The 21,093-nt window shown below is 41.3% G+C and carries 16 protein-coding genes and 1 CRISPR repeat array; all 16 genes read left to right on the top strand.

Annotated features, from left to right (window positions below; genetic code table 11):
• Positions 1 to 186: 186 nt before the first annotated feature.
• Positions 187 to 2,328, top strand: coding sequence for a CRISPR-associated helicase/endonuclease Cas3 (locus ARA78_RS04215; protein ID WP_055280074.1), 2,142 nt, complete (start codon positions 187 to 189; stop codon positions 2,326 to 2,328).
• Between the two features lie 209 nt (positions 2,329 to 2,537).
• The gene (gene cas5c / locus ARA78_RS04210; RefSeq protein ID WP_055144837.1) at positions 2,538 to 3,200 is read left to right on the top strand and encodes a type I-C CRISPR-associated protein Cas5c; all 663 of its coding nucleotides are present in this window, start codon (positions 2,538 to 2,540) and stop codon (positions 3,198 to 3,200) included.
• The gene (cas8c, locus tag ARA78_RS04205) at positions 3,197 to 4,942 is read left to right on the top strand and encodes a type I-C CRISPR-associated protein Cas8c/Csd1 (protein ID WP_055280037.1); all 1,746 of its coding nucleotides are present in this window, start codon (positions 3,197 to 3,199) and stop codon (positions 4,940 to 4,942) included. Before cas5c ends, cas8c begins: the two co-directional genes overlap by 4 nt.
• The gene (gene cas7c, locus ARA78_RS04200) at positions 4,943 to 5,854 is read left to right on the top strand and encodes a type I-C CRISPR-associated protein Cas7/Csd2 (protein ID WP_055144831.1); all 912 of its coding nucleotides are present in this window, start codon (positions 4,943 to 4,945) and stop codon (positions 5,852 to 5,854) included.
• The gene (gene cas4 / locus ARA78_RS04195; RefSeq protein WP_055144828.1) at positions 5,854 to 6,519 is read left to right on the top strand and encodes a CRISPR-associated protein Cas4; all 666 of its coding nucleotides are present in this window, start codon (positions 5,854 to 5,856) and stop codon (positions 6,517 to 6,519) included. The genes cas7c and cas4 overlap by 1 nt, the downstream gene beginning before the upstream one ends.
• Positions 6,516 to 7,547, top strand: coding sequence for a type I-C CRISPR-associated endonuclease Cas1c (gene cas1c, locus ARA78_RS04190; RefSeq protein ID WP_055280036.1), 1,032 nt, complete (start codon positions 6,516 to 6,518; stop codon positions 7,545 to 7,547). The genes cas4 and cas1c overlap by 4 nt, the downstream gene beginning before the upstream one ends.
• A 10-nt stretch (positions 7,548 to 7,557) precedes the next feature.
• Positions 7,558 to 7,848, top strand: a complete 291-nt coding sequence (gene cas2, locus ARA78_RS04185; protein WP_055145032.1) for a CRISPR-associated endonuclease Cas2 — start codon at positions 7,558 to 7,560, stop codon at positions 7,846 to 7,848.
• 175 nt (positions 7,849 to 8,023) lie between these two features.
• Positions 8,024 to 13,747: direct repeats of the CRISPR family, unit length 32 nt; unit sequence GTCGCTCCGTTCGTCGGAGCGTGGATTGAAAT.
• A 316-nt stretch (positions 13,748 to 14,063) separates the two neighbouring features.
• Positions 14,064 to 14,513: a YaiI/YqxD family protein gene (locus tag ARA78_RS04180; protein ID WP_055280073.1), complete on the top strand. Its 450-nt coding sequence runs from the start codon at positions 14,064 to 14,066 to the stop codon at positions 14,511 to 14,513.
• Positions 14,514 to 14,579: 66 nt separating this feature from the next.
• The gene (locus ARA78_RS04175) at positions 14,580 to 15,773 is read left to right on the top strand and encodes a class I SAM-dependent methyltransferase (RefSeq protein WP_055280035.1); all 1,194 of its coding nucleotides are present in this window, start codon (positions 14,580 to 14,582) and stop codon (positions 15,771 to 15,773) included.
• 20 nt (positions 15,774 to 15,793) lie between these two features.
• Complete coding sequence (locus tag ARA78_RS04170; RefSeq protein ID WP_004853880.1) at positions 15,794 to 16,204, top strand: peptide deformylase; 411 nt, start codon at positions 15,794 to 15,796, stop codon at positions 16,202 to 16,204.
• Between the two features lie 8 nt (positions 16,205 to 16,212).
• Positions 16,213 to 16,995 (top strand): hypothetical protein, encoded by a 783-nt coding sequence (locus tag ARA78_RS04165; RefSeq protein ID WP_055280034.1) that lies wholly within the window; start codon positions 16,213 to 16,215, stop codon positions 16,993 to 16,995.
• 150 nt (positions 16,996 to 17,145) lie between these two features.
• Positions 17,146 to 18,426 carry an L-aspartate oxidase gene (locus tag ARA78_RS04160; RefSeq protein ID WP_055144816.1) on the top strand — a complete coding sequence of 427 codons (1,281 nt, stop codon included), beginning with the start codon at positions 17,146 to 17,148 and terminating at the stop codon, positions 18,424 to 18,426.
• A gap of 2 nt (positions 18,427 to 18,428) precedes the next feature.
• A complete protein-coding gene (gene nadC, locus ARA78_RS04155) occupies positions 18,429 to 19,283 on the top strand; it encodes a carboxylating nicotinate-nucleotide diphosphorylase (protein ID WP_055280033.1) in 855 nt (284 codons plus the stop codon).
• A gap of 1 nt (position 19,284) precedes the next feature.
• Positions 19,285 to 19,809 (top strand): transcription repressor NadR, encoded by a 525-nt coding sequence (locus ARA78_RS04150; protein WP_022058290.1) that lies wholly within the window; start codon positions 19,285 to 19,287, stop codon positions 19,807 to 19,809.
• 25 nt (positions 19,810 to 19,834) lie between these two features.
• Entirely contained in the window at positions 19,835 to 20,749 is a 915-nt protein-coding gene (gene nadA / locus ARA78_RS04145; RefSeq protein WP_055280032.1) for a quinolinate synthase NadA, read from the top strand.
• A 6-nt stretch (positions 20,750 to 20,755) separates the two neighbouring features.
• Positions 20,756 to 20,980, top strand: a complete 225-nt coding sequence (locus ARA78_RS04140) for a beta-galactosidase (protein ID WP_070097446.1) — start codon at positions 20,756 to 20,758, stop codon at positions 20,978 to 20,980.
• Positions 20,981 to 21,093: the final 113 nt, after the last annotated feature.

The following is a 21,093-nucleotide window of genomic DNA, read 5'->3' as shown; positions in this document are numbered from 1 at the left end:
GCAACATCCAGCTGATAAACAATTCAGATAAAGGTAGCGGTAATACACTCCAGTTGAGTAGTCAAGCTACAGGAAAAAATCAAAAGTCCATAGTATCTGAATTGTATTGAACCACGATATTAAAAGGAAGGAAACGTGTGATAATTAACTTCCTAATTATCATACAAGATAAAAATGAATAAAAATTTGAAATATATTGCACATAAGGATAATTATAGGGAACAGAGTGTAAAGGAACATTTATATGGAACTGCGGATAAAGCTGCAGAGTTTGCAGATAAGTTCGGAAAAGCAGACTGGGGATATTGTTGTGGATTGTTGCATGATATAGGTAAATATTCAAAGGAGTTTCAAAATAAAATAATTAACGATACGGATGATAAAGTAGATCATTCCACAGCGGGGGCAAAACTTTGCATAGAATTGGGTGGATATTATCAACTGCTAAGCTACTGTATTGCAGGACATCATGCTGGGATGCCAGATTATGGCAATACAGGTATTCATTCAAGTTTAAGATACAGATGTGAGAAGAAAAAGATATGTGATTATAGTTCATACAAATATGACATAGAGATTCCTGAATTGAACACGGAACCAATTATGTTACGTAATCTTTCAGATGCTGATTTTCCATTAAGTGTTTTTCTCAGGATGATATATTCCTGTTTGGTTGATGCTGATTTCCTGGATACAGAATATTTTATGAAAAACGGGGATGTTAATAGAAGCTCAGGGGAAAATGTAGAGATATTACTGAATAAACTGGAGAACCATATTAGTGAGTGGTTGAAAAATGATAATACAAAATCAATAAATGGACGCAGAACAGAAATATTAAAACATTGTTTAAATGAAGGACGGAATAAAAAAGGCTATTTTAGACTAACAGTTCCAACCGGGGGAGGAAAGACTATTGCATCACTTGCATTTGCACTAAAACATGCAGTAGAAAATGATATGGATCGTGTAATATATGTAATTCCATATACCAGTATTATAGAGCAGAATGCGCAGGTGTTCAGGGACATACTTGGAGAACAGAACGTTTTGGAAAATCATTGTAATGTAGATTATGATGGACGAGAAGATTTTGTGCCGATGCAATTGGCGAGCGAAAACTGGGATAAACCCATTGTAGTTACAACGAATGTTCAGTTTTTTGAGTCGTTATTCTCAAATAAATCTTCAAAATGCAGGAAATTACATAATATAGCAAATAGTGTCATTATATTTGATGAGGCACAGATGTTGCCGACTGATTATCTGAAACCTTGTATTTATATGATTAGCGAACTAGTAATTAGATATAGATCAAGTATAGTACTATGCACGGCGACACAGCCAGCGTTAGGTTCATTATTTCCAGAAAACACACAATTTATGGAACTATGTCCAAGGATGCATGAACAATTTGGATATTTTAAGAGAGTTAAATACAATAACATCGGAACAATATCGAGAGATAAATTGTCAAGTATGCTAAAAGATGAAGATTGCGCTTTGTGTATCGTAAATACGAAGAGAATGGCTCAAGATATTTATATGGAACTATGTGGAATAGGAGTGTTTCATCTATCAACAAATATGTACCCATTGCATAGAAAAATTGTTTTGAAAAAAATAAGAAAGTGTTTGCAGAATGGAGAAAAATGTGTCGTAGTATCAACAAGTTTAGTCGAGGCAGGGGTGGATTTAGACTTTAAGCATGTGTATCGTCAGATTGCAGGAATAGATTCTATTATACAAGCTGCAGGTAGATGTAATAGAGAGGGAAAAAGAAATCAAGCTGAGAGTATAGTTAATATTTTTGATATTGAGAATTGCAGGATTCCGTTAAATCAAAAACAACAGATTGAGGTTGCTAAGTCTGTATTATGTGATTATGAAATAGTAGATAGTCCAGAGTGTATATCAGAATATTTTAAGAGATTGTATCATTTCAGGGGAGATGGTCTTGATAAGAAGAGAATTTTAGGTGAATTTGTTCATCCTGAGTATAATTATGCAAAGGTTGGAAAAGAGTTTAAAATAATTGAGCAGGATATGGCAACAATTTTTGTCGGTAATACAGATGAGGCAAAAGAGTTGATGGATGAGATAAAGCTAAAAGGCATATCAAAAGAAAGAATGCGAAAAGCAGGACAGTTTTGTGTTCAGGTTTATTGTGGTGAAAAATCAGAATTTCAAAAATTGTATGATGCAGGAATAATACGCCTCGTTTCAGATGATGTGCGAGATTTTTATGAATTGACATCAATGGAATATTACTCAGAAGAATATGGTTTAGTTTGCTTGGTAGATGAGGGGGAGGCGATATTTTTATAAATAAATGAAATGCGGTGGGTATATAAATATCCACCGCATCAGGTAATCATATTGAAAACCTTATTATTTCAATCCACTGTAAAACAGACACGTTTAGTATATATAAAAATCTAATAAAATTCAATAACGTTTTAAATATGGTATTGTCATACGTATCACAATGCGTTATTATAGAAATACAATATATCTAATATGATGGAGGTGAGAAAATGGGGAAAGGAGTAAAAGTAAAGGTTTGGGGAGATTATGCATTGTTTTCCAGACCTGAGATGAAAGTTGAGAGGTGTTCATATGATGTGATAACACCATCGGCTGCAAGAGGGATATTGGAAGCAATATATTGGCATCCCGGAATGAAATGGGTAATAGACAAGATATATGTTAAGAATCCAATAAGATTTACGAGTGTAAGACGAAATGAAGTAAAGAGTAAAATATCTGCAAATAATGTATTGCAAGCATACAATGGAGCAGATAAGCCTTTATACATTAGCACAAAGGAGGATATAGTGCAAAGAGCTTCTTTGATCTTAAGAGATGTGTGTTATGTGATAGAGGCACATTTTGAGATTACAGAAAATGCAAATGATTCTGATAATCCGGGTAAATTTAAAGATATTATAATGAGACGATTAAAAAGAGGCGAATGCTATCATATGCCATATTTTGGATGTAGGGAATTTCCAGTCAATTTTAGCATCTGTGATGAGGAGGAAGTACACACCATATATGACGAGGTTCCAGAGAAAGATTTAGGGTTTATGTTATACGATCTTGATTATAGCGATAGAAACAATATACAGCCTATGTTTTATAGGGCTATCATGAAGAGAGGAGTATTAGATTTGAGGGATTGTGAGGTGATCAGATGATATTACAGTCTCTAATGCAATATTACGAGAGTTTGGTAGAAAAAGAAAAAGTTCCACGTATGGGGTGGTGTCATGCAAAAGTATCGTGTGCTATAGAACTGGATGAAGATGGACAAGTAAAAGCTATTATTCCGTTAAAAGTATCCGAAATGTTTGGAAAAAAAGAAGTACTGGTTCCACAACAGATGAATGTTCCGCAGATGGTGGTAAGGTCTTCAGGTATATCGGCGAATTTTTTGTGCGACAATTCAAAATATATGTTGGGAATAGACAGTACAGGTACAAGTCAAAGGATAAAAGAATGTTTTATGGCTGCGAGGGATAAACATTGTAGCATATTGCAGGATTCAAATGGAAGAATGGCAAAAGCAATTATCAGGTATTTTGAACAATGGAATCCTGATAATGCAGATGTTAATCCGGTTATTAAAGCACATTGGGAAGATTTGACCGATGGTGGAAACTTGATATTTTGTATGAAAAATGAGTATGCCCAGGAAGACGAAGAGATAAAAAAGATATGGCATATATATCAAGAGTATAATTCAGGCTTAGTCGATGGTATATGCCTTGTAACAGGGGAAAAGGCAGAAATATCAAGGATTCATAGAGGCATAAAAGGCGTACCAGGAGCACAGTCCAGTGGCGCGGCTTTGGTTTCATTTAATGCTCCAGCTTTTGAATCCTATGGAAAGGAACAGAGTTATAATGCGCCAGTAGGCAAGAATGCTGAATTTGCATATACAACAGCACTAAATTACCTTCTTTCTGAAAAAAAATACACTTTTCAATTGGGAGACTCAATGGTTATATACTGGGCTGAATCGGCTCAAACCCAGTATCAGGACATATTTAAAAACTTTTTTAACTCTAGCATAGATAATCAAAAGGAATTAGAAAAAGTTTTTGGAAATTTGAAGAATGGACTAGAAGTGGATATAGATTATGTAAAGATTGATTTAAATCAAAGGTTTTATATTTTATGTCTTGCACCTAATGCGGCGAGATTGTCAATTCGATTTTTTTACGAGAATTCATTTGGTAATATATTGGAGAATTTATCAAGGCATTATGAAAGAATGTCAATAGTTAAACCAGAATGGGAAAAAGATTATCTGAGTATTCAAGAGATGTTGATGGAAACAGTCAACAAGAAATCAAAAGATAAAAAACCTGTATCAAACATGGCAACGTTGGTGTTAAGGGATATATTGGTGGATGACAGGTATCCAACAAGTCTATATACCGGAGTGTTGACAAGAATACGAGCAGAGCAAGGTGGTATAACTTACGGAAGGGCAGCTATTGTAAAAGCGTATTTAATAAAAAATTATAATATGAAGGAGGGAGAAAAGTACATGGGATTGAATGAAAATTGTAATGAACAGGCATATGTATTAGGAAGGTTGTTTGCCATACTTGAATTAATTCAAAAGGATGCGAATCCAGGAATTAATTCAACTATCAAAGATCGATATTTTAATTCAGCATGTGCAACACCAGCATCCGTTTTTCCAATTTTGATTAAGTTAAAAAATAGTCATCTGAAGAAACTCGAAAGAAATTCAACAGGACTAAGAATTCAGTACGAGAAAATCATAACAGAGTTAATGGGAAAATTAAACATGGCTGAAACGCAGATAGGATTTCCAAGACGATTATCTCTAGAAGAACAGGGAAAATTCATGCTTGGATATTATCATCAGATTCAGAAAAGGTACGAAAAAAAGGAGGATAAATAAATGGGCGATGTAATAAAAAACAGATATGAATTTGTAGTGTTATTCGATGTTGAGAATGGAAATCCAAATGGAGATCCTGATGCTGGCAATATGCCAAGGATTGATCCAGAGAGTGGATTGGGTTTGGTTACAGATGTTTGTATAAAACGAAAAATTCGTAATTATGTTGAAACTGTTAAGGAAGATGAAAAGGGATATGGAATATACATAAAAGAGGATGTCCCGTTAAATAAGAGTGATAGAAATGCTTGTAAAAGTTTAGGGGTTGAGGAGACTGAAGACAAAAAACTTACGGAAGAATTAAAAAAATTAAAAAAGTCAGATCCAGATGTTGATAGAAAATTGAGAGATTATATGTGCGAGAATTTTTATGATATTAGGACATTTGGGGCAGTTATGACTACGTTTGTTAAAGCCTCATTGAATTGTGGACAGGTCAGGGGACCAGTACAGTTAGGGTTTGCTAGGAGCATAGATCCAATTATCAGTCAGGAAGTTACAATTACCAGAGTTGCAATTACAACTGAAAAGGATGCTGAAAACAAGAGTACAGAGATGGGAAGAAAAAGTATTGTACCATATGGGTTATATCGTTTGGAGGGATATATATCAGCAAATCTTGCAAGAAAGGTAACGGGATTTTCAGAAGAGGATCTTGAGTTACTATGGGATGCAATTATCAATATGTTTGAAAATGATCATTCTGCAGCTAGAGGAAAGATGGCTGTGCGTGAGTTAATAGTATTTAAGCACAGTAAAGAACTTGGTGATTGTCCAGCATATAAATTGTTTGATTCTGTTGAAGTTAAGAAGATTGATGGTGTTGAATATCCAAGAAGATATCAGGATTATATTGTAGAGATACATAATGATAATATTCCAGACTCAGTAGAGGTAAAAAGGATGGTTTAATGGAGTACACAGAAGAAGAGTATTTGATGATATCTGGTATACAGCATTTTAAGTTTTGCAGACGACAATGGGCACTCATACATATAGAGCAACAGTGGGCTGAAAATTATCATACTGCAGTAGGAGAGCTTATGCATAAGAAAGCGCATGATCCATATATTACGGAGAAGAGAAAAGATGTGCTGATAGTAAGAGCACTTCCCATTGCATCCAGGAAAATGGGTGCAGTAGGGGAGTGCGATATTGTTGAATTTCATAAGTGTGATGATGGAGTGTCTCTACGTGGCCATAGGGGCGTATATAGCATATATCCAATTGAGTATAAAAAAGGAAAGCCTAAAGTGTCAGAGGAGGATAAACTGCAATTAGTCGTACAGGCAATGGCCCTTGAGGAAATGTTCTCTACACAAATAGAAGAAGGCGCAATATATTACGGAGAAACAAGAAGAAGGGAAGTTGTACAGGTATCTCAGGAATTAAGGGATATGGCAACTAAAATGTTTGGAGAGATGCATGATTATTTTAAGAGGGGGTATACTCCTCAGGTAAAACAAAGTAAGGCGTGTAATTCTTGCTCTTTGAAAGATATATGTTTACCGAAATTAAATAAAGCTGGTTCAGTGAAAAATTATATATCACAGATGTTAGGAGAGAATGTTGAATGAAAAAACTATTAAATACACTTTATGTAACATCTGAAAATGGTTATTTGGGGTTAGAAGGAGAAACTGTTGTAGTATATCAAGATAGTCAAGAGGTTGGTCGGTTGCCTTTGCATAATTTGGATGGGATAGTTGTATTTGGATATAAAGGAACAAGTCCTGCACTTATGGGCGCATGCGTAGACCGGAATATTTCGCTATGTTATGTAACTTCTCAGGGGAAATTTCTAGCTCGTGTAACTGGAAAAGTAAAGGGAAATATTATTTTACGGAGACAACAATATTATAGCTCATTAGATGCAGAAAAAAGCCTGGAAATTTCAAAAAATTGTATATTGGGTAAGGTATATAATGCACGATGGGTTTTGGAGAGAGCCATTAGAGATCATGCAATGCAGATAGACGTGGAACGGGTGAAACGAGCATCATTACATTTAAAGAATTCCTTGGAATTAATAAGAAATGCTAAGTCAAAAGATGAATTAAGAGGATACGAGGGAGAAGCGGCAAGTATTTATTTTGGTGTGTTCAATGAGCTTATATTGCAACAGAAAAAGGATTTTGTGTTTCAAGTAAGAAATAAACGCCCTCCTCAAGATAATATAAATGCTATGCTGTCATTTGTTTATACATTATTGACTAACCAAATTGCGTCGGCCTTGGAAGTTGTAGGATTAGATCCATATATAGGATATTTACATACGGATAGGCCTGGTAGGGCATCGTTGGCATTAGACTTAATTGAGGAATTTAGATCGGTTTATGCAGATAGGTTTGTTTTGTCACTTATAAATAAAAGAATAATAACGGGAAAGGATTTCTCTAAAAAAGAAAATGGAGCAGTGTTATTAAGTGATAATGCTAGAAAAAAGGTATTGGTTGAGTGGCAAAATAAAAAGAAAGAAGTAATAACACACCCATATCTGAAGGAGAAAGTTGAATGGGGAATGGTGCCGTATGTTCAGTCAATGCTTTTGGCAAGATATCTCCGAGGGGATATTGATGGGTATCCAGTCTTTTTATGGAAATGAGGTGATAATAATGTTGTTATTGATAACCTATGATGTTAATACAGAAACAACTGCAGGAAAAAATAGATTAAGGAAAGTTGCAAAGCAATGTGAAAATTATGGTCGACGAGTACAGAATTCAGTTTTTGAATGTATAGTGGATCAGGCGCAAAGTGTTAAATTGAAAGCTATGTTGTCTGGAATAATTGATGAAAAAGTAGATAGTCTTAGGTTCTATTATTTGGGAAACAAATATCAAACAAAAGTTGATCATGTAGGATGTGATAAGGGAATAGATGTTGATCAGCCATTAATTTTTTGATGTTGTGCGAAATGATAGTGAACATAGAATTACAAGGTCATTCGCACCATGAAAAATAAACAAGAAAAAGCTATATTGTGTACATGAGCATAATAAGCGTAATGAATTAGTAGAAAACAATAATATTATTAAGCGGTTTTGTATAGTTTTTTTCATTTTTTTGTGCAAAATTGCAGTCGCTCCGTTCGTCGGAGCGTGGATTGAAATATCGAAACAGCCGAACAGGGTGACAAAATAACTTAGTCGCTCCGTTCGTCGGAGCGTGGATTGAAATGATTCAAATGGTGTGGTAATTGATTATTGCCCAGACTATGTCGCTCCGTTCGTCGGAGCGTGGATTGAAATTGGTGGAGGCACTGGTGTAAGCGGTGCTGGTGGGTCGCTCCGTTCGTCGGAGCGTGGATTGAAATATCGGTGTTGATGAGGTTAGTATTATATGACGTATCGTCGCTCCGTTCGTCGGAGCGTGGATTGAAATATTTCCGCTGAGCAGTTGAAGAATGTTGAACAGGTCGCTCCGTTCGTCGGAGCGTGGATTGAAATGCCTTGGCGGTATAACATATACAAGCAGAATGAGTCGCTCCGTTCGTCGGAGCGTGGATTGAAATATCACTAATTGATGAAATCAACGGAAAAGATACTGTCGCTCCGTTCGTCGGAGCGTGGATTGAAATGGACAAATTAGAATCTATACTTGCAAACGGTGTGTCGCTCCGTTCGTCGGAGCGTGGATTGAAATTAAGTGGTTGTGGGGCTATATGTATGACAGTAAAAGTCGCTCCGTTCGTCGGAGCGTGGATTGAAATTGCCTTGTGGACGACATAAGAGGCGAGTATGAGGTCGCTCCGTTCGTCGGAGCGTGGATTGAAATTACGGTAATGGGTACAGTGCTTGATACTATCGCTGTCGCTCCGTTCGTCGGAGCGTGGATTGAAATCTTTTCCAGTGGCTTCAAAGGGCCAGAATGAGCTTTTGTCGCTCCGTTCGTCGGAGCGTGGATTGAAATCTTATAAAAAAATTGATTAAGTATTATAAAACTGGTCGCTCCGTTCGTCGGAGCGTGGATTGAAATGTTATATAGTCATAACGTTTGATTGTGTCATATATAGTCGCTCCGTTCGTCGGAGCGTGGATTGAAATATATTGAAATTGTAGGAACTAAATTGGATGATAGGTCGCTCCGTTCGTCGGAGCGTGGATTGAAATTGGTACAAGAATTTTGATGGCATGGCTTACAAGGTCGCTCCGTTCGTCGGAGCGTGGATTGAAATAGCTTGTTCTTACTTTGACTGATACCGACGATGTAGTCGCTCCGTTCGTCGGAGCGTGGATTGAAATAGGCAATTATACTGTGTGTAAAACCACAGAAAATGTCGCTCCGTTCGTCGGAGCGTGGATTGAAATAGGAAGTAATGGAATATCTCACATCAGTAATGAGTCGCTCCGTTCGTCGGAGCGTGGATTGAAATCTTTCTAGCAATTCAAACCGGTTTAGCTTTATCGGTCGCTCCGTTCGTCGGAGCGTGGATTGAAATCCTATGAACCTGATACATCCGCAGTAACCTCAAGGTCGCTCCGTTCGTCGGAGCGTGGATTGAAATAAGAATATAATGCTTGAATATCTTTATCCTAAATGTCGCTCCGTTCGTCGGAGCGTGGATTGAAATCAACTTAATATCTCAATACACTATGACAACATCGTCGCTCCGTTCGTCGGAGCGTGGATTGAAATTATTATAACTATCACTAGAGGTATACGAAACACAGTCGCTCCGTTCGTCGGAGCGTGGATTGAAATTCAATTAAGCTTGGTGGTGACATTGAAAAGGGCACGTCGCTCCGTTCGTCGGAGCGTGGATTGAAATACGCTCATTGAGGGATAAATGTAAGGGTATATATGTCGCTCCGTTCGTCGGAGCGTGGATTGAAATTTGAACTGTATCTGATATAACACCTGTCCATCCAGTCGCTCCGTTCGTCGGAGCGTGGATTGAAATGCCTTTATACAGTGCTTTTGATGATATATGCTGGTCGCTCCGTTCGTCGGAGCGTGGATTGAAATGTCTGAATGAATACTAATTTCTGATTGCCAGTTATGTCGCTCCGTTCGTCGGAGCGTGGATTGAAATTTTTATAGCCTCAAGCTGTTCATCTGAAAATGATCTGTCGCTCCGTTCGTCGGAGCGTGGATTGAAATAGCTATAGCTGTTGACTTGATAAGGGAACTTATGTCGCTCCGTTCGTCGGAGCGTGGATTGAAATTGTGTTAACCCTGAGCAGGCGCATAAACGAATTAGTCGCTCCGTTCGTCGGAGCGTGGATTGAAATTTTCATCTTTCTTAAATATCGGTTGTTTATGATTGTCGCTCCGTTCGTCGGAGCGTGGATTGAAATTGTCGTGGTGTCCGTTACATTCTGATATTCTTTGTCGCTCCGTTCGTCGGAGCGTGGATTGAAATTGTATTAACCCTGAGGCAGCTCATAAACGAATTAACGTCGCTCCGTTCGTCGGAGCGTGGATTGAAATTTTTCAAGTTGTTCTATCCGATAACTCGTCATCGTCGCTCCGTTCGTCGGAGCGTGGATTGAAATTTAATGCCTGTAGCAAAGTCAATATCCGGCTGGGTCGCTCCGTTCGTCGGAGCGTGGATTGAAATTAGTGATGTGCGGTACATTGTCAATACTCCAACGTCGCTCCGTTCGTCGGAGCGTGGATTGAAATTTTTGCATTTGATTTATTTGATCTTAGTGAAGAGTCGCTCCGTTCGTCGGAGCGTGGATTGAAATACAAGTACGATGGTCTGCCTGTATGGTCAGAGGATGTCGCTCCGTTCGTCGGAGCGTGGATTGAAATATCGTTGATTAGTGGGAGGTAGATATGGCAGTTTCGTCGCTCCGTTCGTCGGAGCGTGGATTGAAATAAGGAACTGGAACAGTCTTGGCGTAACAATGTAGTCGCTCCGTTCGTCGGAGCGTGGATTGAAATACTTTGTGAGTCAGAGGACGTATTAGAGGACAGGTCGCTCCGTTCGTCGGAGCGTGGATTGAAATAATAAACAGCGCAAAATAAGTCATCAGGATATTATAGTCGCTCCGTTCGTCGGAGCGTGGATTGAAATAAAAATTGGTGACGCAAACATTTTTATATACATCGTCGCTCCGTTCGTCGGAGCGTGGATTGAAATAGCAGCAGGTTGCTGATTGTTGCTGCACAACTCAGCGTCGCTCCGTTCGTCGGAGCGTGGATTGAAATAACAGTCCGTCCGCTATGTTGAGCCACTTGGACTGTCGCTCCGTTCGTCGGAGCGTGGATTGAAATAGCAGCAGGTTGCTGATTGTTGCTGCACAACTCAGTCGCTCCGTTCGTCGGAGCGTGGATTGAAATAAAGGTCGGCGAGACTAAGCGGGCGGCGCATGAGGGTCGCTCCGTTCGTCGGAGCGTGGATTGAAATAAGTCAACGATAATAACTCTTGTAGATGTTGTGGTCGCTCCGTTCGTCGGAGCGTGGATTGAAATACGTGAAACTTTTTCTAGTATCCACTGAACAAATGTCGCTCCGTTCGTCGGAGCGTGGATTGAAATTTTAATTAACGTGTAGTTTTTGTGATACCTTTTAGTCGCTCCGTTCGTCGGAGCGTGGATTGAAATATACCAGCCCTGTGGGATCCACCAAGAAATACCGTCGCTCCGTTCGTCGGAGCGTGGATTGAAATAGATTTGAGGAATTAAAGCAGGAGACAGCGCAGGAGTCGCTCCGTTCGTCGGAGCGTGGATTGAAATGCTATCCAAATGCGACCACATACACAGCAGGTATGTCGCTCCGTTCGTCGGAGCGTGGATTGAAATTTATACGGCATGGGAAACAACGGAAAATCAACGTGTCGCTCCGTTCGTCGGAGCGTGGATTGAAATAGTACAGATATAGCTGATTATTCAGATTGGATCTGGTCGCTCCGTTCGTCGGAGCGTGGATTGAAATTGGATTATGTGGAATGTTGTCCGTACAGTGTATCGTCGCTCCGTTCGTCGGAGCGTGGATTGAAATTTATAAAAGCTACGGTATACCACCATCCCACAGGGTCGCTCCGTTCGTCGGAGCGTGGATTGAAATGCACCATTCGGATTCTCGTTTACAAAGGCGTCAAGTCGCTCCGTTCGTCGGAGCGTGGATTGAAATTAAACGAATTGGAGAACCTTTTGAAGCTATCGTGTCGCTCCGTTCGTCGGAGCGTGGATTGAAATGATGAGCTCAAGGCAGTAAGGGTCAAGTATACAGTGTCGCTCCGTTCGTCGGAGCGTGGATTGAAATAAATTTGTGTTCAACAAAGACTATGAAGCTTATGGTCGCTCCGTTCGTCGGAGCGTGGATTGAAATACTGGGGCGATGATGTTGTCCTCAGGTGGGCGACGTCGCTCCGTTCGTCGGAGCGTGGATTGAAATGCCGTATGATTGATGGCAAAACTGTGGATGATACAGTCGCTCCGTTCGTCGGAGCGTGGATTGAAATGTTGGAAGATTTAGAATGGAACGTGGATGATGATGTCGCTCCGTTCGTCGGAGCGTGGATTGAAATATTTAAAATGTCCCGCTCACCATTTCTTGAAAATGTCGCTCCGTTCGTCGGAGCGTGGATTGAAATACCGAAATTACATCATGGCAGGGTATTGCGTCAACGTCGCTCCGTTCGTCGGAGCGTGGATTGAAATAGATTGGCCTTGTCTGCCTTTGCGTCCTTGATCTGGTCGCTCCGTTCGTCGGAGCGTGGATTGAAATTTCATTGTCTTCATCAAAATCAAACAGCCACTTACTGTCGCTCCGTTCGTCGGAGCGTGGATTGAAATATTCTTTTCCTCCGGAAAAACGACAATCCGAGTAAGGTCGCTCCGTTCGTCGGAGCGTGGATTGAAATGACATGCAATAATCACAGGCGAATGTGGAGAGCTTGTCGCTCCGTTCGTCGGAGCGTGGATTGAAATGGAACGACGGTTTATAGTGTTAGCTAGCATTATGGTCGCTCCGTTCGTCGGAGCGTGGATTGAAATCAAAAGTAAAAGTCGGTAGCTGCAGACAACTCTGTCGCTCCGTTCGTCGGAGCGTGGATTGAAATGGTTATAATGCGACTGTTGATTACTCTTTACCATGTCGCTCCGTTCGTCGGAGCGTGGATTGAAATAAGCTGTGCTAGGTTTGTACATTACTGATTGCCCGTCGCTCCGTTCGTCGGAGCGTGGATTGAAATAGGTGTGTAAACACTGTCTGGAAAAAGTTTTAAGTCGCTCCGTTCGTCGGAGCGTGGATTGAAATACGGAGATTACAGCATGGCAAGGTGTTGCGTCAAGTCGCTCCGTTCGTCGGAGCGTGGATTGAAATAGCACATCTGCAGGGTGAAGGAGGCGAGAAATGGTCGCTCCGTTCGTCGGAGCGTGGATTGAAATTATCAGGTCGTTACCAATGGAGCTGTCGACCTGTGTCGCTCCGTTCGTCGGAGCGTGGATTGAAATTCAAGTCTTAAGCCTGTCAAACCACTTATAGATGGTCGCTCCGTTCGTCGGAGCATGGATTGAAATCTGTAACCGGCGGTCCCTGCTGACCGGATGATACGTCGCTCCGTTCGTCGGAGCGTGGATTGAAATAGTGGAATGCTCAAATCTAACGGTTGGCAAAGAGGTCGCTCCGTTCGTCGGAGCGTGGATTGAAATAACAGGGTTAAATTCTACCGACTCTAATCTCCATGTCGCTCCGTTCGTCGGAGCGTGGATTGAAATACTTGAAGGACTTGGCAGAACCCTCAAACAGGATGTCGCTCCGTTCGTCGGAGCGTGGATTGAAATACGTAGAACTTAGTTTCGCTTTCAGTGAACATCTGTCGCTCCGTACGCTGGAGCGTGGATTGAAATAAAATTGCATACAGAGGAAGTGCCTCAAGCGTAACTCGCTCCGTGTGTTGGAGAACGGATTAAAACCTCCGATTGTTAAAAAGTTACAAATTGTATATTATAATCCCATTCGTAGAAGAAAACAGAGATTAATATCATATATATCAACCAACTCGTGTTGAAACCTATTCATTTGTAGGTTTATGGTTTGGATGGTATAGTTAGGATAGAATTCAAAAAGAACTGTTGAATTTTAGTAGCAAAAGTATACACTTAAAATGTCTGAATATTTAATTGGGCAGTTAATGTAATTGGGTGAAAGGATGATTTATCTATGATGCACATATACATAGACGCCGACGCCTGCCCCGTAGTAGGCATAGCAGAAGACATAGCAACAAAATACAACATCCCGGTAACGCTTCTCTGCGATACGAACCATGTCCTCACATCTGATTACAGTGAGGTTATCGTGGTTGGGGCCGGGGCGGATGCCGTGGATTACAAGCTGATAAGCATTTGTCACAGGGGCGACATAGTGGTTACGCAGGATTACGGCGTGGCTGCGATGGCACTGGGAAAAGGTTCATTTGTGATACACCAATCGGGAAAGTGGTATACAAATGAGAATATCGATCAGATGCTTATGGAGAGACATTTGAATAAAAAGGCAAGAAGGGCATCGAGCAGGAATCACATGAAGGGTCCAAGGAAGAGAACCGATGAGGATGACCAGAGATTTGCGGAGTCTTTTGAGAAGCTGCTGCGAAAGGCAAATAATCTGTAGATACATATGAAGGTGTTGAAGGATTCGAACCCTCACCACCAATGAACCGGAAGAGGTCAGATTTTAATGGATGATAAAAATACAAACAGAACAATAGAATACTACAATACACATGCTGACAGATATTCCGAGGTAACCAGAAATGCTGACATGTCGGACATATACAAGCGCTTTGAGGAACATCTCAAGCCGGGCTGCAGGATACTTGATCTTGGCTGCGGCAGTGGCCGTGACAGCAAATATTTTCTGGACAAGGGATACAAGGTTGTATCTCTGGATGCGTCTGAGGCTATGTGCAGGAAAACTCAGGAGCTGACGGGAAAAGCGGCTGTGCATATGCGCATTGAGGACATGAACTATGAGAATGAATTTGACGCTGTGTGGGCATGTGCTTCGCTGCTCCATGTTGCCAAGAGCGATATGCACAAGATCCTTGAGAAGGCTATGAAGGCGCTCAGGGTCGGCGGGGTATTGTATGCTTCGTGGAAGTACGGCAAGAGTGAACGGACGCGGGATGATGGAAGGACATTTGCCAATTATACTGAGGCCCGGGTTTGCGATATGGTGGCGTTGGTTTCGGGCGCATCGCTTGAGGATGTATGGACGAGTCAGGACGTCAGGCTTGACAGGATAGGTCAGGGACATTTGTGGGTAAATGTTCTGGTGAAGAAGACCAGAGTTGTCATAACTGAGAAGGAATTTCTGAACATTTTCTGGAAGCAATACCAGATCATTGAGAAGGATGTCAGGATCAGTTCGGAGTATGTGGACATTCACAAGAGCAACTTCCCGACATTTTCAAGCAGATACATAAATATGTTTCTGAACATCTGCAGCAATATTGATTCTCTGATTGAGATATATTGCAAGATGGTAGAGGAGGACGATTACAGGAAGAAGTACAATATACATGACAGGCTTACTCCTGTGCTTAGGAAATTCCCGGCTATCAGGCTTGACGCAGTTAGGACGATAGACACATTTGAAGATATCGAGTTGAAGCCGTTCAGCGCATTTGTGGATGGCAGGATCGCGGATTGGTGGAATGACTATAACCTGGTAAAACATGCCAGAAGCGAGAAGAATGAGAAGACAGGAAAGTACAATTTCCAGAGCGCAAATCAGAAGAATGTGCTGACGGCGATGGCAGCGTATTTTATCGTGTGCAACCGTATATATGAGGAGATATGCGAGATCTCGGCAACGCCGAAGAGGCTTCTCAAGTCAAAAATATTCCTGTATGCGAAGAATGGTGAGTAGATAAGGAAAGGTAATAGACCATGGTAAAACAGATAGTGAGAGACCAGATGTTTCTCAGCCAGAAGTCATCTCCGATGACTCCTATGGATGCGGGGATCATTGCAGATATGCAGGACACATTAGCGGCAAATCAGGCGAGGTGCGTCGGCATGGCGGGCAACATGATCGGGTATAAGAAGAGGATAATCATCGTCAGCATGGGATTTGCCAATGTTGTCATGCTGAATCCGGTTCTTCTGTCAAAGTCGGGGGCTTACGAGACAGAGGAGGGATGTCTGTCTCTGGACGGCACGAGAAAGGTGACAAGGTATAGAGACATAGAGGTAGAGTTTCAGGATGCATCATTTGCAAAAAAGCGTATGAAGTTCAACGGATATATAGCCCAGATAGTGCTCCATGAGATGGATCACCTTGAGGGGCGAATAATTTAGGAGAGTTTATGGAATCAAAAGATGGAGCATGGATCATGTATGGAGTTTCGGAGGATGATCCGGAGTGCCTGCATACGGTGGACGAACTTATCGGATATATAGAGGAAGTGGGATTTCTTCCTCTTTTCCGCAATGAGATACCTGGATTTTCGGTGGAAGAGCGAACCACGGAGAAGTATTGGTGGAGTGAAGACCCGCAGAGGGATCCTTGGGTGTGGCGTGAGATCATAGCCAGAAGAGGCGATATCGCATACGGCAAATTTTTCCACAATAAGGCGGGATTTATCTCAAAGAAATGGTTCCCGTATTTTGCAAATTATAGAAGAGCTGGATATGATTTCGATGCCAGATGGGATGATGAGCTTGCGTCATTCAGGCAGAAGAAGATTATGGACTTGTTCATGGATGACCGTATAGACGAGGAGAGCGATGTGGAATTTGCAGCAGAAAAGCTGGATAGTATGTACAATACAGAACTTTTTTCATTCGATATAAAGAAGCTTGCCGGATTTGGCAAGGGCGGAGAGAAAGGCTTTGAGGGTACGATGACACAGCTTCAGATGCAGACCTATCTGTGTGCATGTGACTTCAGAAAACGGTTGAACAAGAAGGGCGCGGAATACGGCTGGAATGTGGCTGTGTATTCCATGCCGGAGAAGCTGTGGGGATATGATCATGTGACGTCCGCATATGGTGAGAGCCCTGAGGAATCGTGGAAGAGGATAGTGAAGCATATGGATGATATTTACCCGATAGCTACAGAGAAACAGATAAAGAAAGTCTTAAAGTAGAGACGGTATACAGAAAACTCTAATTCAAAAGTTTACATCAAAAGTTTACACATAACATTACATATATCTTTACATATGTGTTTACATATGTTATGTTTATATGCAAGTCAGGTTATAAAGAATAATATGATGCCTACTTGAAGAGGAGAAATGATGAACACTGTATATGATGTTATTATTGTGGGAACTGGCGCTGCAGGTTTGTTCTGTGCGTTGAATTTTCCAGAGACAAAAAAGGTCTGTATTATCACAAAAAGGCGGGCTGATGAGTCCGATTCTTTTTTGGCCCAGGGGGGCATATGTATGCTGCGGGGTGAGGAAGACTACGAAGATTATTTTGAAGACACCATGAGAGCCGGCCATTATGAGAATAATAAAAAGACAGTCGATCTGATGATCAGATCATCTAATCTTGTTATCAGAGAATTGATAAGGCTTGGAGTTAGATTTGAAAGAGATGAGAGCGGAAAGCTTGCCTTCACCAAGGAGGGAGCTCACAGCCAGCCCAGAATATTGTTCCACGAGGACATTACCGGCAAAGAGATTACATCCACTTTGCTGGAGTGTGCAAAGAAAAAATCCAATATCGAGATATATGAGTATACGACTATGCTCGACATCATCTGCAATGACAATGCCTGTGGTGGAGTGGTTATAGCTGATGAGGCCAAGAACATAAGCATACTTAGATCCAACAATGTTGTATTGGCGTGTGGTGGAATCGGAGGTATATATAAGAACTCAACGAATTTTGCCCATATAACAGGTGATGCCATAGCAATTGCCTTAAAACATGGTGTAGAGGTAGAGAATCTGAATTATGTACAGATCCACCCGACGACACTGTTTAGCCGGAATAAGGGAAGAAGATTTTTGATATCTGAATCTGTGAGAGGCGAAGGCGCATGGCTTCTTAACAAGGCGGGCGAAAGGTTTACAGATGAACTGCAGCCTCGTGATGTAGTCAGCCATGCAATATGGAAACAGATGGAGATAGATGGAACGGAGCATGTGTGGGAAGATCTGAGACCGCTTGGAAGAGATGTGATCTTGCAGCATTTTCCACATATATACAAGCAGTGCAAGGATGAAGGATATGATGTGCTTGTTGAACCGATACCGGTTGTGCCGGCTCAGCATTACCACATGGGCGGAGTGAAGGCAGATCTTGCCGGAAGGACATCCATGGAAGGATTGTACGCGGTAGGAGAAGCCGGATGTAATGGAGTGCATGGCAGAAACAGACTGGCAAGCAATTCGTTACTTGAGTCGCTTGTTTTTGCACAGAGGGCGGCAGATGATATCATGTTCAGCAGAGAGCACAGAGGCTGTGGAGAAGACAACATAGATCTGTCTGAATATGAAGATATAGACGGTTTGTTTAGAGAATATAAGAATATAGTTTTGACAGAAACGGAAAGAAGAGGCTGAGAATGAATCAGATAACAATGAAATTGAATGCGGACAAGCTTATAATGATGGCTTTACAGGAGGATATCACAAGTGAGGATGTATCCACAAATGCGGTGATGCCAAAGGCACAGAAAGGAAAAGTAGACCTGATATGCAAGCAGGATGGAATCATTGCAGGACTTGATGTATATGCAAGAGTATTTACCCTCTTAGATGACAGCACTGAGGCTGAGTTCTTCTGCAAAGATGGCGATGAGGTGAAGGCTGGCCAGCTTATGGGAATTGTGACTGGTGATATCAGGGTTCTTCTCTCTGGAGAGAGGGTTGCGCTTAATTACCTGCAGCGTATGAGTGGTATAGCTACATATACCCATGAGGTTGCAGAACTTCTTAAAGGAAGCAAGACTACTCTGCTGGATACCAGAAAGACCACACCTAATTGCCGTATATTTGAGAAGTATGCAGTCAGAGTCGGCGGAGGCAGCAATCACAGATACAATTTGTCGGATGGAGTATTACTTAAGGATAATCATATAGGCGCTGCGGGAAGTATAACCAATGCAGTGAGAATGGCAAAGGAGTATGCACCATTTGTCCGCAAGATAGAGGTTGAAGTTGAGACACTGGATCAGGTAAAAGAGGCTGTTGAAGCGGGAGCCGATATCATTATGCTTGACAATATGACAACGGATCAGATGAGGGCTGCGATCGATTTGATCGATGGACGTGCGGAGACAGAATGTTCAGGCAATGTTACAAAAGAGAACATAGAGAGACTGGTATCATTGGGAGTGGATTATATATCAAGCGGTGCGCTTACACACAGTTCACCTATAATGGATATATCGATGAAAAATCTTCATGCGGAGGAATAAAGTGAAGGCAAAAGAGAGAAGGGAAAGGATACTTGACATTGTGAAGAATTCAGATGTTCCTGTTCCGGCAAATAAGCTTGCGTCAGAATTCGATGTCAGTAGACAGATAATAGTGCAGGACATTGCAGTGATCAGGGCGGCTGATGATGGTATAATTGCAACTAACAGGGGTTATATATACAAGAATGAATCAAAATGTCAGAGAGAGTTTAAAGTAAAACACGGTTATGACAGGACTGAGGAAGAACTCACGATCATAGTTGATTATGGCGGTGTTGTAAAGAATGTAAGTATAAGTCATACGGTGTACAATCGTGTTACTGCAAAGATGAATATTGCTTCCAGATACGACGTGGCAAAATTTATGAAAAAATTGGAAAACAGCCAGTCGTCCCTGCTTGGAAATGCTACGAACGGATATCATTACCATCTGATAGAGGCTCCAAGTGAAGAGATCCTGGACAACATAGAGCAGAAACTTGATGAGACAGGCTTCCTTGTTCCGTGGCAGGAGTGGGAGAAATAATACAAAATGATTTGGAGAGAATAAAATGACGATAAAAGAGATACAGGAAGAGATAATCAGACTGAAGAAAGAGAAAGATTTCTGTATACTGGCACATGCTTATCAGGGACATGAGATTCTTGAAGTTGCAGATTATATGGGAGATTCATATGGACTTAGCGTGGAGGCGAGCAAGGATTCCCGCAAAAATATAATAATGTGTGGTGTGCGTTTTATGGCGGAGACATGTAAGATATTGTCCCCTGATAAGAATGTGTACCTGCCTAACCCTGAAGCCGGATGTCCGATGGCTGAGCAGATGAATCTTGAAATGCTGGATGAGATGAAGAAGAAGTATCCGGGATATGCGGTTGTCGCCTATATAAATACGACATCTGAATTGAAAACTGCCTGTGATGTATGTGTGACATCCTCATCTGCAGTTCAGATATGCAGCAAGCTTGATAACGACAAGATTCTTTTTATTCCAGATCCGAATCTTGGAAACTATGTTCAAAAGCAGATGCCGGAAAAGGAATTTGCATTTTTTAACGGCGGATGTCCTAGACATCTTGCGGTTACCCTAGATGATGCTTTGAAGGCAAAAGAGTTACATCCACATGCGGAACTTCTTGTCCATCCTGAGTGCAGACCTGATGTAGTTGCAGAGGCTGATTATGTAGGTTCAACTACAGGAATCATGGCATATGCCAGAAAGTCAGAGAAAAAAGAGTTCATCATCGGTACAGAGCACAGTATTGTGGAGCATCTTCAGTATGAGTGCCCTGACAAAATGTTCTATCCAATTTCTTCAAAGCTGATGTGCCATAATATGAAGCTTACTACCATGGTTGACATATTGAATGTACTAAAGGGCACAGGTGGCGAAGAGATAGTCCTTTCTGATGAGGTGATGGAGGGAGCTTCCCGCTGCATCAACAGAATGATCGCGCTTGGATAACGAGGTGTGGATTATTATCCAGAGCAGTGGGATATATCCATGATCGATGAGGATATGGACAATATCGTAGAGCTTGGATGCAATGTCATTCGTATAGCGGAGTTTGCATGGCATATCATGGAAAAAACGGAGGGGCAGTATGACTTTTCGTTCTTCGATCATGTCATCAGCAAGGCAAAGGAGAAGGGTCTTCATGTGATACTTGGAACCCCGACAGCGACTATTGCTTAATTATATAAAATACGGTTGCTTATTAGTTCATTAAGCGACCGTATTTTTTTGTACCTGTGTTATAATGCTATAAAAGTGTATAATATTATTTGCAAATTATGATCAGCCAGACT

The organism is Coprococcus eutactus (genome assembly GCF_001404675.1).
Classification (GTDB): domain Bacteria; phylum Bacillota; class Clostridia; order Lachnospirales; family Lachnospiraceae; genus Coprococcus; species Coprococcus aceti.
This window is presented reverse-complemented; position numbering and strand designations above follow the sequence as displayed.

What these genes read in the sequence shown, in the direction of transcription:
- cas2 (WP_055145032.1), top strand. Translation starts at nt 7,558, where the DNA reads ATGTTGTTATTGATAACCTATGATGTTAATACAGAAACAACTGCAGGA.
- cas7c (WP_055144831.1), top strand. Translation starts at nt 4,943, where the DNA reads ATGGGCGATGTAATAAAAAACAGATATGAATTTGTAGTGTTATTCGAT.
- ARA78_RS04160 (WP_055144816.1), top strand. Translation starts at nt 17,146, where the DNA reads ATGATGAACACTGTATATGATGTTATTATTGTGGGAACTGGCGCTGCA.
- ARA78_RS04175 (WP_055280035.1), top strand. Translation starts at nt 14,580, where the DNA reads ATGGATGATAAAAATACAAACAGAACAATAGAATACTACAATACACAT.
- ARA78_RS04170 (WP_004853880.1), top strand. Translation starts at nt 15,794, where the DNA reads ATGGTAAAACAGATAGTGAGAGACCAGATGTTTCTCAGCCAGAAGTCA.
- ARA78_RS04180 (WP_055280073.1), top strand. Translation starts at nt 14,064, where the DNA reads ATGCACATATACATAGACGCCGACGCCTGCCCCGTAGTAGGCATAGCA.
- nadA (WP_055280032.1), top strand. Translation starts at nt 19,835, where the DNA reads ATGACGATAAAAGAGATACAGGAAGAGATAATCAGACTGAAGAAAGAG.
- cas5c (WP_055144837.1), top strand. Translation starts at nt 2,538, where the DNA reads ATGGGGAAAGGAGTAAAAGTAAAGGTTTGGGGAGATTATGCATTGTTT.
- ARA78_RS04165 (WP_055280034.1), top strand. Translation starts at nt 16,213, where the DNA reads ATGGAATCAAAAGATGGAGCATGGATCATGTATGGAGTTTCGGAGGAT.
- nadC (WP_055280033.1), top strand. Translation starts at nt 18,429, where the DNA reads ATGAATCAGATAACAATGAAATTGAATGCGGACAAGCTTATAATGATG.
- cas8c (WP_055280037.1), top strand. Translation starts at nt 3,197, where the DNA reads ATGATATTACAGTCTCTAATGCAATATTACGAGAGTTTGGTAGAAAAA.
- cas1c (WP_055280036.1), top strand. Translation starts at nt 6,516, where the DNA reads ATGAAAAAACTATTAAATACACTTTATGTAACATCTGAAAATGGTTAT.
- cas4 (WP_055144828.1), top strand. Translation starts at nt 5,854, where the DNA reads ATGGAGTACACAGAAGAAGAGTATTTGATGATATCTGGTATACAGCAT.